Below are 24,870 nucleotides of genomic sequence, written 5' to 3' on the forward strand. Positions count from 1 at the left end.
CTGTAGTATTTATGTATCTCTAGTTGTGTTGTAGATATGCCTGATCCGATTCCACAGTGGCAAATTTATGCTGATTCTGATGTCCCGGAAGCGTTTGTGCAAGCGGTCAAACAACAGGCTCCGGGCACTGAAGGGCGATATTTGCCGCGATTGTTGTGGCAGCGCGGAATTCGCGATGTGGAACAGTTGGCAGGATATCTATTCGCTGCGAACTATCAGCCAACGAGTGCAAGCGAATTTGGTCAGGAGATGCAGTGGGCGGTACAGCGAATCGTGCAAGCGATCGAGCGACAGGAAGCGATCGCAATTTGGGGTGATTTTGATGCGGATGGAGTGACTTCAACGGCTGTTCTGTGGGATGGTTTAGGACAGTTCTTTCCGCAACATGAAAAGCTGTTCTACTACATTCCAAATCGGTTCACTGAATCACACGGACTGTCTAAAACTGGAATTGATCAACTCAAACACGTTCAAGTGATAGTTACTTGTGACACAGGCAGCACAAATTTAGAGGAAATTCAGTATGCTCAGAGTTTAGGAATTGATGTGATTGTGACTGATCATCATACCCTGCCTCAAATGCGTCCGCCTGTCATTGCGATCGTCAATCCCCGAACCCTTGCAAAAGATCATCCTTTCGCTTCACTGTCTGGGGTTGCAGTCGCTTATAAGCTCGTCGAAGCATTGTACGAAGCATTACCGGACATTCCTGAAAAGTCGATCGATAACCTACTCGATTTAGTTGCAATTGGTTTAATTGCTGATTTAGTCGAACTAAAAGGCGATTGTCGCTATCTTGCTCAGAAAGGCATTGAACAATTACAAAAGCAATCCACTAAAGAAGCGACTCGTCCGGGAATCACTAGATTGTTAGAACTGTGTAAGCGATCAGGCGATCGACCGACTGATATTTCTTTCGGTTTGGGTCCTCGAATCAATGCAGTGAGCCGAATTCAAGGAGATGCACATTTCTGTGTAGAACTGCTGACGAGTCTTGATGTAGAACGCTGTCGAGAACTTGCAGAAGAAACCGAACTCGCCAACGCTCGTCGAAAAGCATTGCAGAAAGATGTGTTACAGCAAGCGAAAGCAAAATTAGCTCAGATTGATCTTTCAACAACAGGTGTCATTGTTCTGTGGGATGAGCAATGGAGCGGGGGTGTCTTAGGATTAGTAGCAGGTCAGATTGCTCAGGAATATGGCAAGCCGACCATTCTCCTCACGATCGACGAAGAGTATGCGAAAGGTTCCGCTCGATCGACGAATCAAATCGATCTCTATCAGTTAGTCAAAGATCAGGAACATCTCTTGCATCGATTTGGTGGGCATCCGTTTGCAGCGGGATTGAGTTTAGCGATCGACAATCTTCCACTGTTCGCCCAAGCGATCAATCAACGCCTCTTACAGCAAAGCGATCCACCCACACCGACAATTCAAGCGGATCTCTGTGTCACGGTTAGCGAACTCAATCTTGAACTCTACAAAGAACTACGATTGATTGAACCTTGTGGAATGGGAAACCCGATTCCGAAGTTGTTGATTAAAAATTGCTGGTTTAATGCAGGTCGAAACACTAAGCTTCAAGACTTACGAGGACGCAAAGTAGAATACATTCGCACTCCGTTTATGCTTTGGGATGAAACCGTTGAGAAAGGGTTTCCTGGCGTGTGGTGGGGACACTACGCTTATGAGCTTCCTACTGGGCGCTGTGATGCCATTGTTGAACTGGAAAACAATACCTATCACAAACGGTACGAAGTTCGATTAGTAGGGGTTCGGGCTTGCGATGATGTGAATGTGACGGCGAGTACCCAATGGTTACTTGATTGGAGAAGCCATCGAACTGAAGAAAGCGCAATCGAACTTAAAACAGCTCCCGCAAGCTGGATCGAGTTTCAAACCTGGTTTAGAAGAGCAATCAGCCAGCAATTACCTTTAGCGATCGCTTATCCGCCCCCAACGATCATGCCACCCGTTGAAATCTGGCAAACTCTGGTCGGAATTGCGAAATATCTCAGCCGTACTAGAAAAACTGCGACGCGGCAGCAATTATACGATCGCTTACAAATCGGCGATGTTGCGCTCAAAGCCGGAATTCAAGCTCTGGAGCAATTTGGATTTCATGTAAGTTATGAGAATCATTGCTTTAGTGTTTCTATAAGTCATGGCAATCCAGAACAATCCAATCGAGCAATTGAGCAATTTTTGACAGCGGTGCGAGAGGAACAGTTTTATCGTCAGTATTTTGCTCAAGTTCCGTTTGGGACAATGCGATCAATCGTTTCTCAGTGGAATTGATTTGGTATTAGAGGTGTTTGAAAAGTTGTCGTTCCTTGCAACGTCCCGCCCTGAAATGAATTTCGGGCTAATCGGCGCAAGTCCATTAGAAATGGACTAAGAACTTGAAAATCACTCTGAGTCTACTTCAGTAGACTTTCCACGATTAGCCCGAAATTCATTTCAGGGCGGGAGTCAAACGAGAGCGAAGAGACTCTTTATACTTGCCAAATACCCTCTTAACCCCAAATTTCATGCCGGGGCGAACTGCCAACAAAGCGCGAAAAATCACCAAACACACATCAAAGCATATCAGGTCTATGATGCTTAACACGTTCAGAAGGCTTGAAAATTGCCAATTTCCAGTTTTCAGGCTTCTCTAGCTGGCTCAATTGTCCTCTAGTCAACAACCAGAGTGCCGTACGAGTTCTGAACCAGCCAAAGACCCGTTGATCGATCGTCATTCCCGATGGTGAGTGTGGCATCACGATCCCACAGTAAGAATGCGATCCTTGAACGGTGACAACCACCACTTCACTCGCTTCATATCCTTCTGGCACTTTGAAGGTCGCAAAAACGTTATGTCTTCCCTGCCACGGTTCAACCACGATCTTCTCTGGATGAATCACGTTGGCGGGATTTGCAGTCTGAGTGAATGCCCACTCTGGACAGCCTGAAACCACACCAGGAGTACGAGCCTGAAGCTTTTTAGCCGCGATTAAGCCCAGAGGCAAACACACCAAAACCGCTAAAAGTAGACTTATCTGCTTACTCACAATCTGACCTTAGCCCTGTCTCGAATAACACATTTCCATCTAAATTAGCATCCGAATTTCTGCGGTCAGTGGTTTGACGTTAAGATTTACAAAAGCTTTATCGAGCTTGTGAAAACCACTCCGTGACACCATCGGCAAGCGCGATCGCAAGTTTTTTCTGCTCCTGCGGGTTCGTAATCCACTCGAATTCAGTCGGGTTGATCATAAAGCCCAACTCTAACAACACGGATGGAGTCGTCGTTGGACGAGTCATCGCTAGATTATTCCAGTACACGCCATAGGAAGGTCGATCGAGTTTCTTCACTAAGTAGTTATGCAAAAATAGCGCGAGATCATGCGCCTGAGTTTGATACCAAAATGTGGCAATGCCTTTTGTATTCATCGCGTCGCCATCATCTGGAAGGGCATTGTAGTGAACAGAAAGCGCGATCGCAGGTTCCGTTTCATTGATCTGCTTCACTCGCGCTGCTAAATCTAAATCGATATCCGCTTCACGAGTCATCACGACCGTTGCGCCCCGTTTCACCAATTCATCGCGCAGATTTTTACTGGTAATCAGCGCTACTTCTTTTTCTGGATATCCGGTTCCACCTCTTGATCCTAGATCTTCAGGTCCACCATGTCCCGGATCAATCAGAATTTTGATTCCTGACAATGATTTTGATTTTACTTGCGGTGGATGTTTTAGTGATAGAACAAGTGTTGTGCCTTCGTATCTCAGTTTGTATCCCCACTGTTGATTCGATTTTAGATTAAAGCGATATTCGAGCTTTCCAGGTTCGACTTGCTCCCAATCTAATCTAGAAATTACCGGATCATCGCTTAATCGAATCGTATCAGTTTGTGCAGTTGTATTGTAGAGCGTGAGAATAAACTGATTTTGATCCTGTTGCACTGTGGTTGGCACTGGCGTTTGGAGCGGGAATAACACTTCTGTCCAATCTTCTGATCGACGTGAGGTAATGCCGCGAATAATTGATTGAACTGGAGTGGCTCCGGGAACGATTTTGACTTCGCTTGATCGAATCCATCCACCATAATCCAGCCCTACCCAATCGCCTTCTCGTGCAGTAATTGTTGCTCTGGTTCCTTTCGGTAGCGGAGTCAGGCGCGAGAAATTCGTACTCGCTCCCGTTCTAGCGGTTCCTGGGTCTGCGGTGACTTCTGCCACTTCTAATCGTGCGGGATCAAGAATCACAAGCTTTCCTGGAGCCTCCTGACTGGTACTGCCTAAAAGATAAGTGACCTTGCCCAACTCCCCGATCGATTGCGGTTTAATGCACGTCGCATATTGAGTCGATCGCGGTTCCGTCGGCTCAACGAGTCCGGTTAGCACACCAGAATTCGCGGGCAAATTCGCGATCGGAGTTTGCGGCATTAGCGGTAAAACTTGTCCGGCGATTCGGACATTCACCATACTGTTCGGAGGCGCGATCGCGCTTAAACAAATCGGCTCTCCTGGTAATTGAGCTAAATCAGTTGTGGGTGTGAGCGAATCTTTGCCAAAATTCATTCCGACCGGATCAGGTAGCTCAGCAGAATTCCGAGTGACTTTAATTTTAAGTTCTTGCTCCTGATAGCGAATTGAAAAGACATTCTCGCCCAACTGAAGCGGGAAACTGGGAGCAAAATGACCGCCCGGACTTCGTTGAATCGGCTTACCATTGACCGTCACTTCACCTGTGGGAGGAGCCGAACCGATAAAGAAGATTTGTTTTGCGATCGTCTCATGTTCAGCAGGCGGATAAACCACACCCAAAGACGGTTTCGACCAGGCTGTCGTCACAATCAATCCAGTCGTCAACACCGCCAAAATTAATGCACTCAGGAATCGCTTCATCGCCGCAATCGAAATAAGGGATACGGTATCACATACCGCCTTCGTTGACGCGCAAAATCTGCCAACAGTTGCGATCGATTCCTTGAGAAACTCCGAATATTCCACCCTTACTCTTGCTCAACTGTGGCAGAATAGACCGGATAAAGTTTTGGCAGAGGTCGGCACGGGGGATATGACTAAATTTGTGTTCGTTACGGGTGGCGTTGTTTCTAGCATTGGGAAAGGGATTGTAGCCGCGAGTCTCGGACGATTGCTCAAGTCACGAGATTACTCAGTGTCGATTCTCAAGCTTGATCCCTACATTAATGTTGATCCGGGTACGATGAGTCCGTTCCAACATGGCGAAGTGTTCGTCACCGAAGATGGAGCAGAAACGGATCTCGATTTAGGTCACTATGAGCGGTTCACGGATACCTCGATGTCACGATTAAACAGTGTGACAACGGGGTCGATTTATCAAGCCGTGATTAATAAAGAGCGGCGCGGAGATTACAACGGTGGAACAGTTCAGGTAATTCCGCATATTACGAATGAAATCAAAGAACGGATTCTACGAGTTGCTCAGAATACCAATCCTGATGTTGTTATTACTGAAATTGGTGGAACAGTCGGGGATATTGAATCTCTGCCATTTCTCGAAGCGATTCGCCAGTTTCGTAAAGAAGTTGGACGGCAAAACGTTCTCTACATGCACGTGACGCTGATCCCTTGGATTCCGGCAGCAGGCGAAATGAAGACAAAGCCCACGCAACATTCGGTGAAAGAACTCCGATCGATTGGGATTCAACCCGATATTCTCGTCTGTCGCTCCGATCGTCCTTTGCCTCCGGGCATGAAAGAGAAAATGTCCGAATTCTGCGATGTTGCGGCGGAATGTGTGATTACGTGCCAAGATGCCGGAAGTATCTATGAAGTGCCGCTCCGACTGGAAAAAGAAGGACTAGCCACTCAAGCGATCGAACTTCTGCAACTCGATCAACGCGAACCGAATCTGTCTCAGTGGCAAACTTTAGTCGATCGCCTCTATCAACCGTCTCAAGAGCTTGAAATCGCGATCGTTGGAAAATACGTGCGTCTTTCTGATGCGTATCTATCCGTTGTGGAGGCGCTGAAACATGCTGCGATCGCGACTGGAAGTGCGTTGAATTTGCGCTGGATTAACTCCGAGGAAATCGAAGAGAAAGGAGCCGAACACTATCTAGCGAATGTGGATGGAATCGTCGTTCCGGGCGGATTTGGAATTCGGGGGGTCGATGGGAAGATTAATGCGATCGAATATGCCAGAACTCACAAGATTCCATTTTTGGGACTATGTTTAGGAATGCAATGCTCAGTGATTGAATGGGCGCGAAATGTGGCTCATCTTGACGGTGCTCATAGTGCGGAGTTTGTTCCTGATGCGAAGAACGCGGTGATCAATCTGCTGCCCGAACAGCATGATGTCGTGGATTTGGGGGGCACAATGCGGCTCGGTTTGTATCCTTGCCGATTGACTCCGAACACGCTGACGTTATCACTATACGGTGAGGAAGTGATCTACGAACGTCATCGCCATCGGTATGAATTTAACAATGCTTACCGCAATCTATTTTTAGAGTCTGGATATGTGGTGAGTGGAACTTCTCCAGATGGTCGGTTGGTTGAGATTATTGAGCTTCCAGGGCATCCGTTCTTTATTGCGACCCAGTTTCACCCAGAGTTTCAGTCTCGTCCGAGCAGTCCGCATCCGTTGTTCAGAGGGTTTGTGCAGGCGGCTCTGAATCGAGAAACGGGAGTGTCAGGGAGTAAAGTTCCGGTTGAGGTGTAAGAGCCTGTCGAAGAGTGTGAAAAGTCTCTTCGCTTCGATGCTGTCTCGCCCCGGAATAGAATTCGGGGCTAATCGTGCGAAGCCCACTAAAGGGGGCTAAAGACCTGTAAAATCGAGGTTTTCAGTAGACCTGCTTTGAAAATAGATTTTCATCCGTGGGTGTGAACGCGATCGCGATCATGTTGTCTCCTGCATGAATGCCCGCCGAATGGAATTCGGGGCTATACAAACAAAGTCCGCGAAGGCGGACTGACCTCAAAAATGGCTTTTAGTGTGCGAAGGCACACTTTGTCTGTATAGCTGCGAATTCCATTCGCTAAGGCACAATCATTCGTGCAGGAAGTCTAGTCCTAAAGGGACTTCGCACTGTTAGCCCCGAATTCCATTCCGGGGCGAGTCAACAACGAAGCAAAGAGACTTACCAAATGCCCTTTGAACTGTTTCACAGAACACCCAACTACAACAAAAGATTAGAAATGTGCCCGACGATGTTTCTCCCAGCCCGCCAATCACTGGTTGTTTTTGCAAAAGCGACCATGTAGCGATTATCCTTCTGAAAAATAAGTTTGTAGTGATTATTTTCAGAAACGATTTCAAACCCCATTCGCTCTAATGCTTTCCGTGTACTACGGCTCATATCTCGATAATCTCGAAATAGCTCCTGAAGCTCTGCTTTAATCTTTTCCCGCTTCGACTCAAACGAGTTATTAGAAACAATGTCAGCAATAATATGCTGCCTTCGACTATTTTCACGGACGTTTCTCAGCGAATCTTTCAGCACATCAAGCAAAATTTCGCTGCGTTCGTTCGGATAAAAATCGCGCTCGGATGCTCTTAAAATAATCAATCCATCCTGTTCTGGAATTGATTTAGTTTCTACAGGTTTAACAATCTTTAATTCCTGATTTTCCTGACTTAACTGGTAATTTAATTCTTCTAGCTGTCGAATGCGTTCTTTTAGTTCTTTTGTTTCTTGCTCAATTTCTTTTTCGATATCCTTGTATAGTTTTTCAGACTGCTGTTTTAGAAGCTCTCTATCTTGGTTCAGCCGATAATTTTCTTGCTCTAATTGTTGAATCATCGTTTCAGATGCTTGTTCGGCATCTCTCGATTCTTTGAGCCGCTGTTGAACAATGACGTGCTGGGATTGCTCTTGTCGAAACTGCTTCACCACGAACACAAGAGCCGTCATCAGTCCGATCGATGCAAATAAGAGTAAATCTGTCATAAGCGCAAGTTAAAGCGGACAGTTTCATCTATCATACGCTTCTAAAGACAAAAAACGGGAAACTTCAGCATCTCTTCAATCAGAAGAAGCTTCCCGTCTAAGCCTTACAAGGTTTTTAGAAACAGAGTAATTTCTCAACTCGATCGCATTATGGCTGCAAAGTTTTCACCGTCAAAACCTGCGGCGGTGTCGCATCAGGCGGATAGAGAAAATCGAACTGAACGAAGCGCCGTTCTTGAGGCTTCATCTGCAACGTGATCAGCGGATCGCCTTGTTGTCCACGTCGCTGAACGAGATGGAAATAGCTCGTCTGCGGTAAACCTCGATCGTCGTTATACCGCAGGCGAATCGTTCCTCTAAAGTTCATTTGCGGTCCCGGCGGCTGTAAAAAGCGCAATCCTTGTTCTGTGTCTTCTCGTTTCAGCGGTGTTTCAACGGTGACCACAACCGTTCGAGGCTGATCGCTCGTATTTTCTAGCGGCATCGTTAAACTGTACTGAATCGCATAGTTTCCGTGTGCTTGATAAGCCGTGTCTGGATAACGTCGAATCAACTTCGCGCTTTGGTTTTGATTCGTGCCTAATGTGCCGCGATGCAAAGTTGCTAAACCGTAAGAGAAGCCTTTTCCAGGGTCAGGAACTGAGAGAAAATCGCGACCTTGCTCCACGATTCTGCCGTTCCACTGAGAGCCAACCGCTACACCTGCAACCCGACTGTAGATCAGCGTTCCCTGAGTTTGCTCGATCGGGGTTGGTGTTTTGTCTCGCGGTCCTGAAACATCTGCTGTGTTCAATAACGTTTCCCATTCTTGCAAATTGGGTTCGCGCTCTTGTCCATCTGGATTTTGCTTCGCGAACATTCCCAAACTGGCGAGATAAACTGCTCCTGTGCTCCGAAGTCTCATCAACGTCGATCGACCATTTAAGGGCGGCGTGAGTGTCTTCACCGGAATCGGCAAATTGAGCAACATCCGGCTTTCTCCAGGCGGGATCACGATCTGAGCCGGAAAGATATCTTGCCGCAATCCCCGCAGCACGTCGCCTACTGCCCGACTTCCAGGACCTGAGAAATTTTTCCCATCATCGTTTCCGATCGACGACGGCAACGGAATAAACGGGGCATCGGGTTGGCTAAGATAGCTTGCCGCTTGCAGAATGTCGATCGTGATCGGTTCTTTGCCAGGATTGTTTGCAATCACTCCGAGATACAGCGTTCTCAAATCAGTCGGGGTCAGTGCTTTGGCGATATGGTGCGCGAAAATGTCAAAGCGTCCTGAAAAAACTTGATTGAGATGAGCTGAAGGAACTTGCTTTCCAGCGGGGGAAAAGGTTGAGAGCAAAATGCCTTCTTTTTGTACGACTTCGGGGCTATTGCTGTTAAAGACGAGGACAGAATCGAGTTCACCGGGGAGCGATCGCATTTCTTGGGATTCGACGATCGTTTGGGGTTGGGGAGTGGGAGTAGCTTGTGACAAAATCAAACTGGAAAGAAGCGACAACATAAAGAAAAGCAAGATCAGGAGCGGTCAAGATCATACCGGATCTCGGATCAGACCCTGCAAAAAACAACACGTTTCCAATAATCCTCTAAGGTTCTCGATCGTGAATCCATCGCAACCATTGATCAAACGATCGCATTCCATTCAACGATTGCACCCCAGACACATTTGCGGATAGAAGGTCATCCACCGCAGCGATCGCGGCATACTGAAGCCCTAAAAAACTATCAACTGCCGCATACGGACCGCCCAATGTCATTGCTCCCGCTGCGTACATTCGACCCGTTCCATTTCTCATTCCATTCATTTCAAAGCCATTGCTCACCGATAGTCTTTGTGTTGGATTGAGATCGAGCTTGTAGCGCAGCACTAAATCTTTGAGCAGCGGGCTGAACTGAATTTCATTCGTCAGTCCAGTTGCATCAATCAAAAAGTCTACTTTGATCATTTGCTCATTGCTCATGCGCCCTTCGGATTTCTCTATAATGTCAATCCGCAAGCGTTCCCCTTCTCGCTGTAGGTCTTTGATTTCACCAAATAGAATGCGGTACCAACCCGATCGAATCCCTTGATCGATAATTTCTTGCCAATCTCGTCGATCGGCGGTCGTTGTTCCACCCCAATCACTTAACAATCGCTTGCGTTCTTCCGGTGTTGCATTTTCTAGCTTTTCTCTTAGCTCTCCACCCCAGCAAGCTTTGGGCCAATTAAACGGTTGAAGCTCCTGATGATTTTTTACCACTCGCTGAGAAGTTTCGTAGCGATGACCTTGCGGAACGGGCGATCGCAGCATGTGAACAATCTGAATTTTGCAACCTTGTTGTCGCATTTCATAGATGCGCTGAATGATCCGAGAAGCAACAATTCCGCGACCTTGTAGGATGACAACGCCGCCGCCTCGGTGTTTAAGCTGTTCATAAATGTGTTGGTGATCTTCGTAGGCATTCACGACTAAGCGATCGTGAAATGATTCTTTCGTTTTCTCCCGATACGCCGTGACTAAGGGCAAATAGCGCAACGCTGGATAACCGATCGCAATCTGAACATGCCGAGCGACTAGATAGCGATAGTCTGACCCTCTTGCACTACTGCGAGAATAAGCAATCACATAGCGATCGTCATTCGTTTTCCGAATTGCCCGCACATCTCCGTAGCGAAACATCTGATGCCATCCGATGCGGCGAATTTCTCGATCGATGGAATCGAAGACTCTGCCCGATCGCGGTGTGTAGGTTTCGATTCCAGTCGGCTCTGAGAACACTTGCCACATCAATTTGAGTGCATGACCGATATCACCTTTTCCAAAGTCTGTCCAAGCTTCTCGCAGGGCATAGCTCGGAAATCCCCAGATATTGTCAGGGCAAGAATCAGAGTTCGATCGGAGTCTTTCATGGGGAGGAATCTGAGAAAATTCGCACAGTTGCTTATAGTTCCAGTACGGTTTTTGATCGGCATCGGGACGAATGTTACCAGATTGATCAAACTGCACTTTTCCAAGCACTCGAATTCGATCGGCACGAATTCCAGAAAGTCGCAGTAAGTCAGCCCAGATATAGCTTCCTAATCCACCCCCGATCGCAGCAAAATCCAGCTGTTCGACTTCTTTGCGTACAGCTCTGCTGAGCGAAGCACCGTGAGCTAAATCTGCCATTGAAATCTGCTCGGCATCCGTAAACCAGGCAGGAGGAAAGCTCGATCGTGATGGAATGCTAGGCGGACGGGAAACAGTTGTAACTCGTGATGGAAACTGAGTCCGCAGTACTGAAATCTGAAACGGTCCCACTTGCAAAACATCGCCATCGACCAGCGTCGAACTTTGGCAAGGTCTACCATTGACTAAAATTCCGTTACTGCTGCTCTGATCGCTGACAATTAATTCACGATCTTTCCATTCAATCAGGGCATGAAAGCGCGACACTTGTAAGCTATTGAGAATGACGTGCTGACGGTCTGGAATGCCTTGAGCATTGATTGCATCTGGACTGCGACCCATCGCGATCGGAGTAATCGCCACGATTTCTTGTTCGGCTTCTGTAACCGGGTCACTCCAAAACAGCGTAACAGTAACTGGCATAGCTAACGATTGTGGGGAATATAGACAGAAGCTCCGTGTAAAAAGAATCCATCTTTAGGACAGCGACCGTTTAACTGTGCGGATTCTTCATAGGTGTATCCTGTTGCACAGTGCGGACACATGAGCGGCTTGACGGAATCGGGCTTCGACGATTCAGCCGGATTCGTGGGTGGAACGGTAACGACTTTCGGAACGACGATCGCGATCGCAATCTCACATTTTCCTAGCTGTAATACACCGTTTTTATCCATCACAACAGGTGCATCATATACTTTCTGACCATACAGCTTTGGAGGATTGCTTGCACCTTTGAGATTATGCAAATAAAACTGATCCGAATCAAAAGAAATTTCAACGTGAAGCTTAGAAACAGTTAAATTTGCTTGAGTGACAGAAGGTAAAACGAGATCACAAGTGAGCGGATCGCGACCGATGCGGAAGCGATTTGAGAGAATTCCAGGCTGATTCGATCGAATGACGCGGGATTGAGAACCGCCATTCCAAGTAAGCACCAACTCTTTCATTGTGATCGATCGTAATAATTTCTAAATCTAATCGTGCGAGTGAATTCCAAATTTAAATTGCAGATTCCGGACAAGATGCGTTTCTCTTTGTTCGTTATTCTATCGGTGAGCTTGTAGAGCGCGATCGACTGAATCACATTATTTAATTAAATGGGGTTTGCATCTTGAATTGACAAATGCAGAAAACTTAACATTAGATGATTTTTAATTCAGAAGATTCCATGGATTAGCTGGTAAAGTTTGAATATTGCCTGGTCTAACTCTCTTCTGTGCGCTCTACCGCCCGAATTCAGTCCTGTACCTGAGCGTTGTATCTACGATTCAGCGCTGTTGTTGTTTGCACTGACATCTCATGTTGAATTCCCAAAGTCAGCGTATGAAGAGTCTTAACTATTTCGCTCGGAGCGAAACGAATCAGCGAGAGAACAATGAAGACTGTCATAACAGCTTCTTGCTCGAAGATCAGGGCGTTCAGATCCCAGTTTTTGTCATTGCTGATGGAATGGGCGGACACGAACATGGCGAAGATGTCAGTCGTCAAGCAGTTCTGAAAGTAGAAGATTTTCTAAAGAAAACAGTTGATCAAGTTGCTGCACAAGCTGACTCGATCGATTATTTAAAACAAGTGCTACTCGATGCGATCGAGAGTGCAAACGAGCTAGTTCAACGCATGGTCAGCGTTAACGGTTGGGATCGGGCTGGATCAACGATCGTGATTGCGCTGATCTGGAACAACAAAGCGATCGCCGCAAATTTAGGAGATAGTCCTTTATTTCACTGGAGCCAAAAGACCGGGGAGCTAGTTCGCGTCACACAGGATCATTCGGTTCCCGGTATCTTAGCTCAAGCAAATTTAATCTCCGAAGAAATGGCACGCTACCACGAACGACGCGGACAGCTAGAGTTTTTTCTGGGGTGCAAAACCTTACCGCAACCTGATCCTGTTTACGAGAGAACTTTAGAACCCGGTGATTTATTGCTACTCTGCTCAGATGGAATCAGCGGCTCACTCAGTCGAGAGCAATTGAAAACAATCTTAAGTAAACCGATCGACTTACCCGAACAAGCGGAACAGTTAATCCAAGCGGCGAGAAATGAAGGAGAAACAGACAATCAAACTGTGATTTTATGGCGCTACAAAGTGCCCTCTCAAGCGACTTCTATCCGAAAACTTCCTGCTGCAACTTCAGTACGATCGCAGCCAACTCTCATTCAATCTTCGCTGACCACTCAAGTTCAATCACCGCCTCGCAATCGGCGGAAACGAACCCTCTCACGGCGCGGACTTTTCTTAATCACCGCTGTTTGTCTTGCAGGCGCGATCGCAGCGATTTTCATCGGCTTCCAACTCCTGACCTGGATTCAAGCTCAGAGCGATCCGCTCCTGACTCAACCCACTGTTAAGCAAGTGACTCCACAGCAACCCGCTCAAACCCCAATTCCGCGATCGCCGTTTCACGAGTTTGAATCGCTTTCCGCAGATGGTTCGACCTTGACCACAAAAGATCCCGACACCCAGCAATTTGTTCAGTGGCACGCTCCGAAGCTCAAAGCTTTCGACAAAAATTGTCGATCGAACACACCAGAACCCGACGACCCACAAGCAATTTTGCAACAATCGCCCGAACAGATCATCACAAAGAGCAAAACTTTAGGGTGCATTCGGTTGTGGAAGCTCAAATCGCCTCAAGGCAATTCTCCCCTGCGTCAGGTCGAAAAACCTGCGATCGATGTCATTGTCTCGATTCAAGGTGAACATTCATGAGATGCCTCAATTGCGGTTTTGATAAATTACCGCTCAATTCAGTTCACTGCACCAATTGTGGTGTTCATCTTCCTTCCCTGCTGCGCGACTGTCTAGAAGCAGGCACAATGCTGCATCACGATACCTATCGCATCGATTATCCGCTCGGTCGGGGTGGATTTGGCATCACTTACAGAGCCTTTGATATCGGACTCGAACGATCGGTCGCGATCAAAGAGTTTTACCCACAGGAACACGCTTTCCGAGAAGGACTAACCGGGCGCTTAGTGATTCCTCACACGAAGCATGATGTTTATCACCGAGGATTGCAGCGATTTTTGCGCGAAGGAACCTTGTTGGCAAAATTAAAGCATTCGGGTGTTGTGGATGTCTACAATGCGTTTCAGGAGCGGGATACAGCTTATCTCGTGATGGAATTAATCAAAGGACGGACGCTGAGAGATGAACTCGAAGAACAACCTGAGCGGCGATTAAATGTCGATCGTATTCGCGAAATCATGTCTCAGTTAGTGAGTGCATTAACGGTCGTCCATCAGCGGGGAGTCTATCACCTCGATATTGCACCGGATAACGCGATTATGTCCTCGGAAGGGCGCGTTGTTTTAATCGATTTTGGAGCTTCTCGACAAGGCTTAGGAGGCGGAACCACGCAAGCGTTTAAAGAAGCATATGCCCCTCCAGAAGTCATCGATGGCAAGCATACCGATGCGAGAAGTGACTTGTTTGAACTGGGCATGATGCTGCACGAGCTTTTAACTGGGACATTACCGCCTTCGTCGATTTCTCGACTGCTGAGCTATGCCCATCATGGTGCTGAGCTTTGGGACTCGATGCAGGTGGCAGAACCTTGGCGAGGATTGATTAGCAGTGCGATTCGGCTCAATCCCGATGAGCGTCCGAAAGATGTTCAGGCTTGGTGGGATGCTCATCAATTTGCCAATCAAGAAACAGTCCTTTCGCCTCAGAGAACTCCCACACCGCAACGCATTCCCACACCCCCGCCGAGAATTCCGACACCCTCCCCGATTCCGCCCACGATCGTCATTCCGAAACCTGCTTCTACACCAACGCCCATTCCCGCCCCGATTCCTGTCCCCGCCCGCGATTTCATCGCAACTCCGATCGCATCTCCAACCGCGCCCAAATATGCCGGATTCTGGTTGCGATTGGTCGCGGATCTAATCGATCGAACATTGCTCGTTCTCGCAAGCGCGATCGTGCTGGCAGCGAATCGCTATCAACCGGATAACGCCGATAACTATTTCAATGCAATTTTTTATACTTATATTCCGCTGGGGTTGCTCTACACGACTGTGCTAGAAAGTTCCAGAATGCAGGCAACTTTCGGCAAACAATTGATGGGAATTCAGGTTACAGATAGAAATTGGAAGCGATTGACGTTACAGCGTGCCTTTGTGCGCGACCTGTGCAAAATCTTTTCCTATGTCACCTTGGGGCTTGGATTTTTGATGGCAAGCTTTACGGAAACTCGTCAGGCATTACACGATCGCATCACCAACTGTTTCGTGATAAGGAAATCTTGAGATGATTAGTCAACTTCAATATGTTGGGATTCCAAAGCGATTTCTAGCACTGTTTATTGATGGATTGATTCAAACTTTTGTCGGATTTGTCATTTTCTTCGGTGTTTCTCAAGCAGAACTCGCAGTAAAGTTTCTCTCTTATGCCGCGCTGTACACGGTGATTCAGTGGGGCTATTACAGCCTCATGGAAAGCTCTAGAGCACGAGGAACCTTTGGCAAAATGGCGCTAGGAATTAGTGTCTGTAATGCTTCAGGGGGGCAAGTCTCACTCCAGCAAGCGACGCTCAGATTTTTAGGAAAAGCGCTCTGGATTGTTATATTTTATGCTGCGATCGTCATTGCGCTATTTGCAAGATATTCAGGCAATCCAGATTCCCCTTACTTCGTGCTGGCGGGTATTTTGGTGATTGTTTCTCTGCTGCTTGGAGCGGTGGGCTATCTGATGGCGGCTTTTATGCCAGAGCGACAAGCGTTGCACGATCGGATTGCTCATACCTTTGTGATTGAAGATGATGATCCGGAGCGCTTTGTGCCGCAGAAAATCATTCTGCAACTGATCGCGATCGCGGTTGTTGCTCGATTGTTATTTCATGTGATTCCGGGTGTGCCGCTAACGAGTGGAAGTACTCAAACGAATCAACAGCAAGCCAATCAGAAAACTTCAGTGCAAAGTCAACGCGAATCGAATCCGCCAAATCAAAATTCTGGCAATACACCCAATCAGAATTCTGGCAACACAAATCAAAACTCCAACAGCAATGCAAATCAAGACTCCAGTACGATTATGCGTTGTGGAGTCACCGAGCAACTCTTACCGCCCAGCCCGAATTCTTACATTGATGGTGATTGGAAGGTAAATTTTGCAGTCGGCATTGAATCACATCAATCTGTGCTGCGAATGAAAGGAGCAACCGGAGTGATGCGAACCGAATTCTTTGATAAGCAAGCAAACAAACCTAGAGTGGTTTTGCAAGCGATGAAGCTCAAAGTTTCTCCGAATGGAATTTGGTTGCTCGGATCAAATCCGATCGACGAAGAAACAAAGCAAGCAACTTCCACTTACAGCCCGGATAACATCTTCGTACAACGCGCTCCGTCTGGGGAATTTACCGCTGTCAACTGCGACAACAACAATAACCTTTCTCGTGTGTCGATCGTTCCTGTTAACAACTAAGCTTATGCACGATCGTGTTTTACAAAACTATCGAGGCGGCATTATTCCGATTCAGATCCCAGGTGTAGCTGACGTTGAATTGCTGGATTTGCTTGGGGTCGGTGGCTTTGGTACGGTTTGGAAAGTGCGCGATCCAGCGACCGGGAAACTGTATGTGCTGAAAATCATTCAGGCGATCAAACCGAATACGGTGCTGGTCGAACGAGTGCGATTAGAAGCAGAAGTTTCGATTCCTTCAAAACATATTGTTCCGGTGATTGGACTTCGGGAATGGGATTCGAGCACTTTTTTGATTTTGTTTGAACTGTTTGAAGCGCGATCGCTCGATAAAGTTCTGGCTGAAGACACGCTAAAACCTGAACAGAAACGCCGCATTTTTGATCAAATCTTGATCGGAGTTGCTGATGCTCATCGTAGTAACATCATTCACCGCGATCTCAAGCCGGAAAACATTCTGGTCGGCAAAGATCATTATGTGAAGCTGATCGATTTTGGACTCTCGAAGTTCAAAGGCAAAGGATTAACAATGACGGGTGAAGTAATGGGGACACCACCCTATATGTCTCCAGAGCTTTTAATCTATGGCTCTAAGATTGCAGATGCGCGAGTGGACATTTACGCGCTCGGACACATTTTGTACGAGTTAGCAATGGGCTACACCTTTTGGGCGAAGCAAGGATGGGTTGCTAATCGATTCGAGAATTTCGTCAAATTCCTGGGGCAATTTCCACAACCCGTGGAGTGCATCGAGTTGAGTGATTTTCACTGCGACTTTTACCACAATGCCGCCGCTGTTCTCGCTCGAATGGTGAAGACAAACGCCGACGATCGATTCGCATCAGTGGAAGACGTGATTCGAGTCCTAGCAGCAGAACCGAGTCGAAAAACTGTGCCGCCGATTCCGGAAGTGAAAGAAACGGGCGGTATCTCCTTTAACTATCCCCTGTTAACGGTGGAATCCGGAACGAATCGAAATGCTCGAACTTTAGTCACACTAGAACCGGGTGAATCGATCGTTCTAGGTCGCGCCGACATTGCAGGTAACGATCTCAGTATCAGCAGTAAACATCTCATCTTTACTCGGCAGCATGGGCGCTACTTTGTCAATGATTTTCAGAGCAAAAACGGGACACTGCTTCGCGGAATGCTGCTCAATCCCAATGCTCCACCGCTGGAAGTGCAAAATGACGATCGTATTAAAGTTGGAGAAATTTTTCTTCGCTTCAATTCACCCGCTTAACTGTTCAACTTCGGAAGAAATGTCATGAAAACGTGTATTCATTGCGGTGCGACCAATCCAGATGCAGCTAATTTCTGTCTTGACTGTGGTAAGGCTCTCCACTCGAATCCGGTGCAGCAAAGCCCAATTCCACAAACGGTGATGCCACAATCGCGAATGGTGCAATCTCAGCAAGAAGAATCGAATTCAACGATTATTGATGTACCGCCATCACAGCAAGAGCCGCGATCGAATTCAACGATCATTGATGTGCCAAATCAAGTTGCTAAAGCGGCTCCCGCTCCAACGATTATTCCACAGTCGCGAATGCCGAAACCCCAAGTGCCGGATGCGGTTTCAGCTTCTCCCAATGCTACGATTCCAAACGGACAAACTCCGAACTATGTTGATCCAGCACAGTTCCAAGCGCTCTATCAAAAAGTCCTTCAGAACCAGCGCAAAGCAGACATTCTGTTCGTACTCGATTGTACGGGAAGTATGCAGGGTGAAATTGATGCGGTGCGGGATGCGATTACTTCGTTTGCCGATACGATTCAATCGCAATCAGTTCGCGCTAGAGTCGGATTGATTGAATTTCGCGATCGCTTAATCCACGAAGAACAGCGCGTGTTACTCTTCGACGGCGAACCCTTTACCAGCGATCCAGCTCTATTCCGTGAGCAAGTTGCCCATCTCAAAGCTAAAGGTGGCGGTGATGAGCCAGAAAGTAGCTTAGATGCCGTTTTCCTTGCATTAGATCAACCCTTTGATCCAAGTGCCAATAAAGTGATTGTTTTGGTCACCGATGCACCCCCTCACATTCCAGATGTGACCGTTCAGAACATTGATCAAGTGGTGCAGAAAATGCGGGATGTCGCTGTTGATCAGTTCTATGTTGTAATGAAAACGCAAGATTCGCGCAGTCAAGTCTATCTTCGACTGTTAGAAGGCAGACGCGGATTAGCCTTTGAAATTGGTAAAGGCGATGATTTTCGGACTCGTGCCGAAGACTTCAAGCGTACCCTGATGGCACTAGGTAAAACGATTTCTACAGCAACTCGGTAATTGTTCATGAGTTTCCTCACCCTTACTTGGCAAGAAGCAGGCTTTTCTCGATCGATGTCATTCGATCTGACCGAGCCAGATTTTTACAAAGCTCCTTATGCACTTCGACTCGGACGCGATGCAGAACAATGCGATATCGTGTTCGATGATCCGGGTGTGTCTAGGCTTCACGCCGAGATTCGGTGGCATCCCACAACTCAACAATTCACGATCGAGAACCTGCGCGATATTAACCCGATCGCGATCGATGGTCGTCTCTTAAGTCAAGGGACAGAATTCATTCGATCGGGCACGATGCTCGTCCTTGGAGATACGACGATTCAAGTATTTCAAGTTCAGGCAGTTCCGCCAACTCTTGAGACCTCGACTCCCGTTGAAGCTCCTCCTAAAGTTGAACCGATTCGAGCACCCGCAAGTTCAATTACTTTTAGTCATTATCTTCCGCTTGCCGGAACCGGACGAGAACTAAGACAACAAGGCTATCTTTTACCCGGAGTAATCACGGTTCTCTGGGTGGTTTTAATGTTCTCTAGTCTGGGTCGTCCTGGGTGGTTTAACTTACTCTTGGCGGGCTATTTGGGGATTGCTGGCTTTTATTTAATCTATAAGCTTTGTGGCAAGCGGAAACCGTGGTGGGTACTGCTCATTCCGATTATTGCAACGCCGATATTGTTACTGACTCCGGTGTGGGGCGCGATCGCATTTGTGTTTCGTTTTATCTTACCGGGTCGAATTCCTCAACAGATTGATGATGTTGGGTTTATTCCGCTGTTTATTTCGTTCTTTTTCGGAGCGGGTCTTGCAGAAGAACTTTTAAAGGCGATTCCAATTTTTGTTTTAACCTGGTACGGTCGCACGGTTGCACCTGAATTTCGGCAGCGAATCGGCGTAACAGAACCGCTAGATGGAATCATTCTGGGAGCGGCTTCGGGACTAGGATTTACACTCATTGAGACATTAGGACAGTACATTCCTGATTTGGTGACTTCGATTTCGATGCAAACTGCCGATCGAGGTTCTGCTGAACTGATTGGATTGCAGCTTCTAATTCCGAGAATTGTTGGCTCTGTGTTTGGTCACATGGCTTATAGCGGTTATTTTGGCTATTACATCGGATTAAGCGAACTCAAACCACGGGGTCGATGGAAGTTTTTGATCACCGGCTATCTCATTGCAGCGGGTGTTCATGCCTTTTGGAATTCCAGTTCAGCCTTGGGAACTTGGGCATTGGGACTTGCAGGAATTATTGCTTATTGTTTGCTGATTGGTGCAATTCTGAAGGCGCGGCAACTGTCGCCGAATGTGCGATCGATCGTTAATTGACCTTAGTTCGATGAGTTCTTCACTTCGATTCAGTCCCGCCCCGGGATGGAATTCGGGGCTAATCGTGCGAAGCCCACTAAAGGGGGCTAAAGACGCATAAGTCGAGGATTGCAGTCCTGAAGGGACTTCGCACCGCTCTTCCCCGAATTCCATTCCGGAGCGAGTAAACAACGGAGCGAAAGAATTCTTCGATTTGCCTATCTTTCATGCTTATGCTCGAACTCCCCCTATAGACAGATGATTTTCATACAAAATTTTCCCGAAACCTGGTATGCTGTCCTGAAATATTGAGGGGAAAAAAATACTGTGCAGACTTCTCAAGCGATCGTGATCAATCTAGAAATGTCCGATATCGAGTACTTGGAATTACTAGCGCAAGGACGAAACCCGATTCAGGAACAATCCTACAGGCAGCAATTGATCGGTTTTGGATTCGATTTGACCGAAGCCAAAGATCTTGCACCGTTGTTTGATCAAAAAGAAGCTTCGATCGCTGAAAAAATTGCCGTAAATCGTGCCCTCAAACAAGTGTGGAACCGTCTGATTAAAATGGCGTAGAACCCGCACCTAAAGGAGGATTCAGCCTTCTCAATCGTTGTCATAATAGAAGAGTAAGACAAGGATTGAGACTCATGGTAGTGACTGCTCCAGTTCGTGAAGTCCGAGCCTCTAAGTTGTGGATGCCCGATCGCGTTTTGTTTACGCCCGCTGCATTGGACGAGCCGTGGGGACAGCAGATTCGTGAGCGCGTTGAGGGATTGAATTTACCGATCGAAGAGTTGCCGCGCAATCGACTCACCGGACTACGGGGTGAAGATGAGCGTGAGACGTATAGTATTTCTAAGCGCACATTAGCGGTTGTGACCGCTCCGCAGGGTCAGTTTAAGCTCAGTCCGATTCCGCCTTCTGCCGATTGGCAGTTTCACATTGCTGAGGGCTGTCCGGGACATTGCCAGTATTGTTATCTCGCGGGTAGTTTGTCGGGTCCGCCTGTGATTCGGGTGTATGCCAATCTGCCGCAGATTTTGGATAATCTAGGGCGATACGAGCGTCCGGGTAGTGAGACGAGCTATGAGGTGAGTTGCTACACTGACCCGCTCGGCATTGAGCATCTGACGGGTAGCTTGGCGGAGTGTATTCGCTACTTTGGGACCCGCGAGGATGGGTATCTGCGCTGGGTGTCGAAGTTTAGCAATGTCGAAGGGTTGCTCGATTTGCCGCACAATGGACATACTCGCTGTCGCGTCAGTGTGAATGCGGCTCCGGTGAGTCAGCGATTAGAGGGGGGTACTTCCTCGGTCGAGGAGCGGCTTCAGGCATTGCGACGACTCGGTTTAGAGGGTGGCTATCCGTTGGGCATTGTGATTGCACCGATTATGCCGATCGAGAATTGGCAAGAGCATTACACTCAGTTGCTCGATCGCATGTCTGAGCTGATTGATTTTGATTGCGATTTGACGTTTGAGCTGATTTCGCACCGCTTCACACCCGGATCGAAGGAAGTCTTGAAGGGCTGGTATCCGAATACGAAGTTGGATATGGATGAGGCTTCGCGGGTGGTCAAGCGCAATAAGTTTGGCGGCATGAAGTATGTCTACGATGCGAAGACGATGCGCGAGTTGCGACAGTTCTTTGAGCGTGAGTTAGCGCAGCGATTTCCGCAGGGTAAGGTTCTGTACTGGACTTAAGCGCATTTGAGGGAATCGTGCAGGTTTCTATCTATTTCAGATGGAGACCTGTTATTTTTTTGGAGCTTGGCGGTTTGCATCACTCGTTTAAGGGATTTATTTTACGATCGACCCCCAAAAATTTACAAACCTTCCCGTAACTGGCAAAATTACTGAGTTAACAAACGAACTTTAACCGGATTCGATCGCGATCGCGGCGAAGATTAGACTGAATTTCAACCCGATCGATAAACCCTCGTAAATAAAAACTATTTCTGTCAATAATAGAGGCTGAATCCGTTTAAACTTCACCAAAGCTTTACCAAACCTAGTCGCGATTACTGATGACCCCGACGACCTCTAACCCTGCATTCCGCTATCCCCAAAAAACACTCGATCGAGCCTCCCGCGCTGTTCGTTGTGCCCCATTCCGGCTGAAATTCTACGTAATTATGCTCGATCACAGTGTTTCATTAAGTGCTGTGGCTGGAATTGCTGGGATTCGGAATCAATACAGTAAACGCAACCTCTCAGAACTCGTAGCAGATGGCGACCTGCTGTGGCTGATTCAAGTCGGACTTCTGCGGCGTGAAGTCGATGGGCAAGGATTAACTGATAGTTTTCGGCTGACTCCGCTCGGTCGGCAACTCGTTGGGCAATGGCAATCGGTCGGAGGATTTGGCAAGGCGAATTTAGGCGATCGACTCCTCAATGCGATGAATCGCTGGCTCCGACTCCCGTTCTAAATCAATCTCATACTATCCGGAGGTGAATGAATGAAAGCTGTCATGGTCGTGGGTACGACTTCTCACGCAGGCAAATCAATGGTGGCGACTGCGCTCTGTCGGATTCTGGCGCGTCGAGGATTCCGCGTTTCGCCGTTTAAGGGGCAAAACATGGCGCTCAATTCTTATGTCACCGCAAACGGAGGCGAGATTGGGTATGCTCAGGCGGTTCAGGCTTGGGCGGCGGGAGTCCAGCCTTGGGTTGAGATGAATCCAATTTTGCTTAAGCCTCAAGGCGATATGACTTCTCAGGTGATCGTCAAAGGGCGCGTGGTCGGGCGAACGAATGCGGTGGATTATTATGAGAATTTCTTTGAGCCAGGATGGGCAGCGATCGAGGATTCCCTCAAGCGCATCAGCGAAGAATTCGATCTAGTCGTCTGCGAAGGGGCAGGCAGTCCCGCTGAGATTAACTTAAAGCACCGCGACTTAACCAATATGCGGGTCGCGAAGTATTTGAATGCACCCACGATTTTGGTGGTAGATATCGATCGAGGTGGCGCATTCGCTCACGTCGTCGGAACTTTAGAACTGCTTGACCCGGATGAACGGGCATTAATCAAAGGCGTTGTGATTAATAAGTTTCGGGGACAACGATCGCTCTTAGATTCGGGGATTGAATGGCTGGAGAAGAAAACAGGAATTCCAGTCATCGGCGTGATTCCGTGGCTTGATCAAGTTTTTCCAGCGGAAGATTCGTTGTCGCTATTCGATCGCGTTCCCTCGAATACCAAGGGCGATTTGACGATCGGTGTCGTTCGTCTGCCGCGCATTTCCAATTTCACCGATTTCGATCCGCTAGAAGCTGAACCTTCGGTGAATGTGAGATATCTCCATCCAAAACAGCCATTGGGACATCCGGACGCGGTGATTATTCCAGGATCGAAAACGACGATCGCAGATCTGATCGCTCTACACAAATCCGGTATGGCAGAAGAAATTCAAAACTACCTAGCGGCGGGTGGAACCGTTCTCGGTATTTGTGGCGGCTTCCAGATGCTAGGTAAAATTCTCGCTGACCCAGAAGGCATTGAAGGGCAAGAAGGACGGTATCGCGGTTTAGGACTTTTGCCGCTGAAAACGGTGATTGCAGGTCAAAAAATTGCCCGTCAGCGCAATGTGACTTCTAATTTCCCTCAAGAAGGTTTACCCGTCTCTGGTTACGAAATTCACCAAGGTAGAACTCGCTTACTCGAGGAATCCGAAGGCACAAAAGCGTTATTCGATGATGCAAATCTCGGTGTTGTAGACGAATCCCAATCGGTTTGGGGCACTTATCTACATGGAATCTTCGATAATGGTCCTTGGAGACGTGCTTGGTTGAATCGATTGCGCCAACAGCGGGGATTACGATCGCTGCCTACCGGAGTCGCCAACTACCGCGAACAGCGCGAACTCATGCTGGATCAATTGGCAGATTCGATTGAACCCCATTTAGATCTCAAGCCAATCCTGCCGTAGTGCATGAATTAAATACTGCAGGGTAGGTGTCCTCACCTGCCCAGACTGGCAAGATGCCAGTTCCACAAGAATTGCAGTTTATTTCACTCTCATTTCAAAAAAACAAGCGCATCAGATAATCTGAATGCGCTTTTATCCCTAACCCTTTCGGTGCAACGTACCCGTTTGTCCTTGATTCATACACTAAAGGCAAAATTCCCGAAAGCCTGAAGCGTTTAGATATTCTTTAGAATCCAAGCTATGAGTGTTCGCATTCGATTTTTACCCGATGATGTCACGATCGATGCCGAAGTCGGCGAAGCGCTCTTAGCAGTCGCCGATCGAGCCGGGGTTTCCATTCCCACAGGTTGCCTGATGGGGTCGTGTCACGCTTGCGAAGTCGAGCTAGACGACGGAGAAACCGTGAGAAGCTGCATCGCCTCTGTGCCGCCTGGACGCGAAACCGTAACGATTAATCTCTTTTACGATCCGACCTGGTAATTCGCCCCAAGCCCTGATAGAATTCGTAAGCTTCAATCAGCGATTCGGTGTGTCCCTTTTATTTTTTGCCCGAACTCTTCTCGATCGACATTGCAAACCGCTATCAGTCAGGGTCGCATAGCCCGGAAAAACTGAATAGAGATGCGATCGCACAGTTCCAAACTCATTCGGTGGAAAACAGCAACGTTTTCCTCAACTTTGGCGTGAGTTTTCCACAGGCTCACGCCAGTTATCCACAGGAAAAAAGTCGTCCCTGTGGATAAACCGTAGAAGCACTGAAAAACCGATTAGAATAAGTGTCCGTTGCGCCCGTAGGCTTCAGAATTTAGAAAGTGAAATCGCCTAAAGCCCCATTCCACCGTT

The 24,870-nt window shown here is 47.7% G+C and carries 20 protein-coding genes; 14 read left to right on the forward strand and 6 right to left on the reverse strand.

Features of this window, described 5'->3' with window-relative positions; all coding sequences use genetic code 11:
• The first annotated feature begins 36 nt into the window (after positions 1-36).
• Positions 37-2,298 carry a single-stranded-DNA-specific exonuclease RecJ gene (gene recJ, locus NIES2104_RS02430; RefSeq protein WP_058995401.1) on the forward strand — a complete coding sequence of 754 codons (2,262 nt, stop codon included), beginning with the start codon at positions 37-39 and terminating at the stop codon, positions 2,296-2,298.
• 281 nt (positions 2,299-2,579) lie between these two features.
• Here recJ and NIES2104_RS02435 read toward each other — a convergent pair whose 3' ends face one another.
• Positions 2,580-3,053, reverse strand: a complete 474-nt coding sequence (locus NIES2104_RS02435) for a hypothetical protein (RefSeq protein WP_156426849.1) — start codon at positions 3,051-3,053, stop codon at positions 2,580-2,582.
• Positions 3,054-3,150: 97 nt separating this feature from the next.
• Positions 3,151-4,893, reverse strand: a complete 1,743-nt coding sequence (locus tag NIES2104_RS02440) for an N-acetylmuramoyl-L-alanine amidase (protein ID WP_059001529.1) — start codon at positions 4,891-4,893, stop codon at positions 3,151-3,153.
• A 172-nt stretch (positions 4,894-5,065) separates the two neighbouring features.
• Here NIES2104_RS02440 and NIES2104_RS02445 point away from each other — a divergent pair, with 172 nt between their 5' ends.
• Entirely contained in the window at positions 5,066-6,700 is a 1,635-nt protein-coding gene (locus NIES2104_RS02445; protein ID WP_058995405.1) for a CTP synthase, read from the forward strand.
• Between the two features lie 457 nt (positions 6,701-7,157).
• On the opposite strand, the gene NIES2104_RS02450 is transcribed toward NIES2104_RS02445, so the two are convergent.
• From NIES2104_RS02450 to NIES2104_RS02465, 4 genes are all read right to left on the reverse strand, one after another.
• Positions 7,158-7,928, reverse strand: coding sequence for a hypothetical protein (locus NIES2104_RS02450; RefSeq protein ID WP_058995408.1), 771 nt, complete (start codon positions 7,926-7,928; stop codon positions 7,158-7,160).
• Positions 7,929-8,076: 148 nt separating this feature from the next.
• Entirely contained in the window at positions 8,077-9,429 is a 1,353-nt protein-coding gene (locus NIES2104_RS02455; protein WP_058995410.1) for a DUF3370 domain-containing protein, read from the reverse strand.
• A gap of 85 nt (positions 9,430-9,514) precedes the next feature.
• Positions 9,515-11,500, reverse strand: a complete 1,986-nt coding sequence (locus NIES2104_RS02460) for an FHA domain-containing protein (RefSeq protein ID WP_058995412.1) — start codon at positions 11,498-11,500, stop codon at positions 9,515-9,517.
• Positions 11,501-11,502: 2 nt separating this feature from the next.
• Positions 11,503-12,024: an FHA domain-containing protein gene (locus NIES2104_RS02465; protein WP_058995413.1), complete on the reverse strand. Its 522-nt coding sequence runs from the start codon at positions 12,022-12,024 to the stop codon at positions 11,503-11,505.
• A 376-nt stretch (positions 12,025-12,400) separates the two neighbouring features.
• On the opposite strand from NIES2104_RS02465, the gene NIES2104_RS02470 reads away from it, so the two are divergent.
• The 12 genes from NIES2104_RS02470 (at position 12,401) to NIES2104_RS02525 (ending at position 24,770) form a co-directional block, all read left to right on the forward strand.
• Positions 12,401-13,789, forward strand: a complete 1,389-nt coding sequence (locus tag NIES2104_RS02470; RefSeq protein WP_202815025.1) for a PP2C family serine/threonine-protein phosphatase — start codon at positions 12,401-12,403, stop codon at positions 13,787-13,789.
• Positions 13,786-15,333 carry an RDD family protein gene (locus NIES2104_RS02475; protein ID WP_058995417.1) on the forward strand — a complete coding sequence of 516 codons (1,548 nt, stop codon included), beginning with the start codon at positions 13,786-13,788 and terminating at the stop codon, positions 15,331-15,333. The genes NIES2104_RS02470 and NIES2104_RS02475 overlap by 4 nt, the downstream gene beginning before the upstream one ends.
• A 1-nt stretch (position 15,334) precedes the next feature.
• On the forward strand, positions 15,335-16,507 hold the full coding sequence (locus NIES2104_RS02480; RefSeq protein WP_058995420.1) for an RDD family protein: 1,173 nt from the start codon (positions 15,335-15,337) through the stop codon (positions 16,505-16,507).
• 4 nt (positions 16,508-16,511) lie between these two features.
• A complete protein-coding gene (locus NIES2104_RS02485) occupies positions 16,512-17,747 on the forward strand; it encodes an FHA domain-containing serine/threonine-protein kinase (protein ID WP_058995422.1) in 1,236 nt (411 codons plus the stop codon).
• Positions 17,748-17,771: 24 nt separating this feature from the next.
• The gene (locus NIES2104_RS02490) at positions 17,772-18,791 is read left to right on the forward strand and encodes a VWA domain-containing protein (protein WP_202815026.1); all 1,020 of its coding nucleotides are present in this window, start codon (positions 17,772-17,774) and stop codon (positions 18,789-18,791) included.
• Positions 18,792-18,797: 6 nt separating this feature from the next.
• Positions 18,798-20,114, forward strand: coding sequence for a PrsW family glutamic-type intramembrane protease (locus NIES2104_RS02495; RefSeq protein ID WP_058995424.1), 1,317 nt, complete (start codon positions 18,798-18,800; stop codon positions 20,112-20,114).
• Positions 20,115-20,420: 306 nt separating this feature from the next.
• A complete protein-coding gene (locus tag NIES2104_RS02500; protein ID WP_058995426.1) occupies positions 20,421-20,672 on the forward strand; it encodes a hypothetical protein in 252 nt (83 codons plus the stop codon).
• A 74-nt stretch (positions 20,673-20,746) separates the two neighbouring features.
• The gene (locus NIES2104_RS02505; protein WP_058995428.1) at positions 20,747-21,802 is read left to right on the forward strand and encodes a spore photoproduct lyase family protein; all 1,056 of its coding nucleotides are present in this window, start codon (positions 20,747-20,749) and stop codon (positions 21,800-21,802) included.
• Between the two features lie 323 nt (positions 21,803-22,125).
• Complete coding sequence (locus NIES2104_RS02510) at positions 22,126-22,527, forward strand: Npun_F0494 family protein (protein WP_058995430.1); 402 nt, start codon at positions 22,126-22,128, stop codon at positions 22,525-22,527.
• A gap of 30 nt (positions 22,528-22,557) precedes the next feature.
• Complete coding sequence (gene cobQ, locus NIES2104_RS02515) at positions 22,558-24,027, forward strand: cobyric acid synthase CobQ (RefSeq protein ID WP_058995432.1); 1,470 nt, start codon at positions 22,558-22,560, stop codon at positions 24,025-24,027.
• Between the two features lie 240 nt (positions 24,028-24,267).
• On the forward strand, positions 24,268-24,507 hold the full coding sequence (locus NIES2104_RS02520; RefSeq protein WP_058995434.1) for a 2Fe-2S iron-sulfur cluster-binding protein: 240 nt from the start codon (positions 24,268-24,270) through the stop codon (positions 24,505-24,507).
• A gap of 65 nt (positions 24,508-24,572) precedes the next feature.
• Positions 24,573-24,770, forward strand: a complete 198-nt coding sequence (locus NIES2104_RS02525; RefSeq protein WP_156426850.1) for a hypothetical protein — start codon at positions 24,573-24,575, stop codon at positions 24,768-24,770.
• Positions 24,771-24,870 lie beyond the last annotated feature (100 nt).

This window comes from Leptolyngbya sp. NIES-2104 (assembly GCF_001485215.1).
Lineage (GTDB): Bacteria > Cyanobacteriota > Cyanobacteriia > Leptolyngbyales > Leptolyngbyaceae > Leptolyngbya.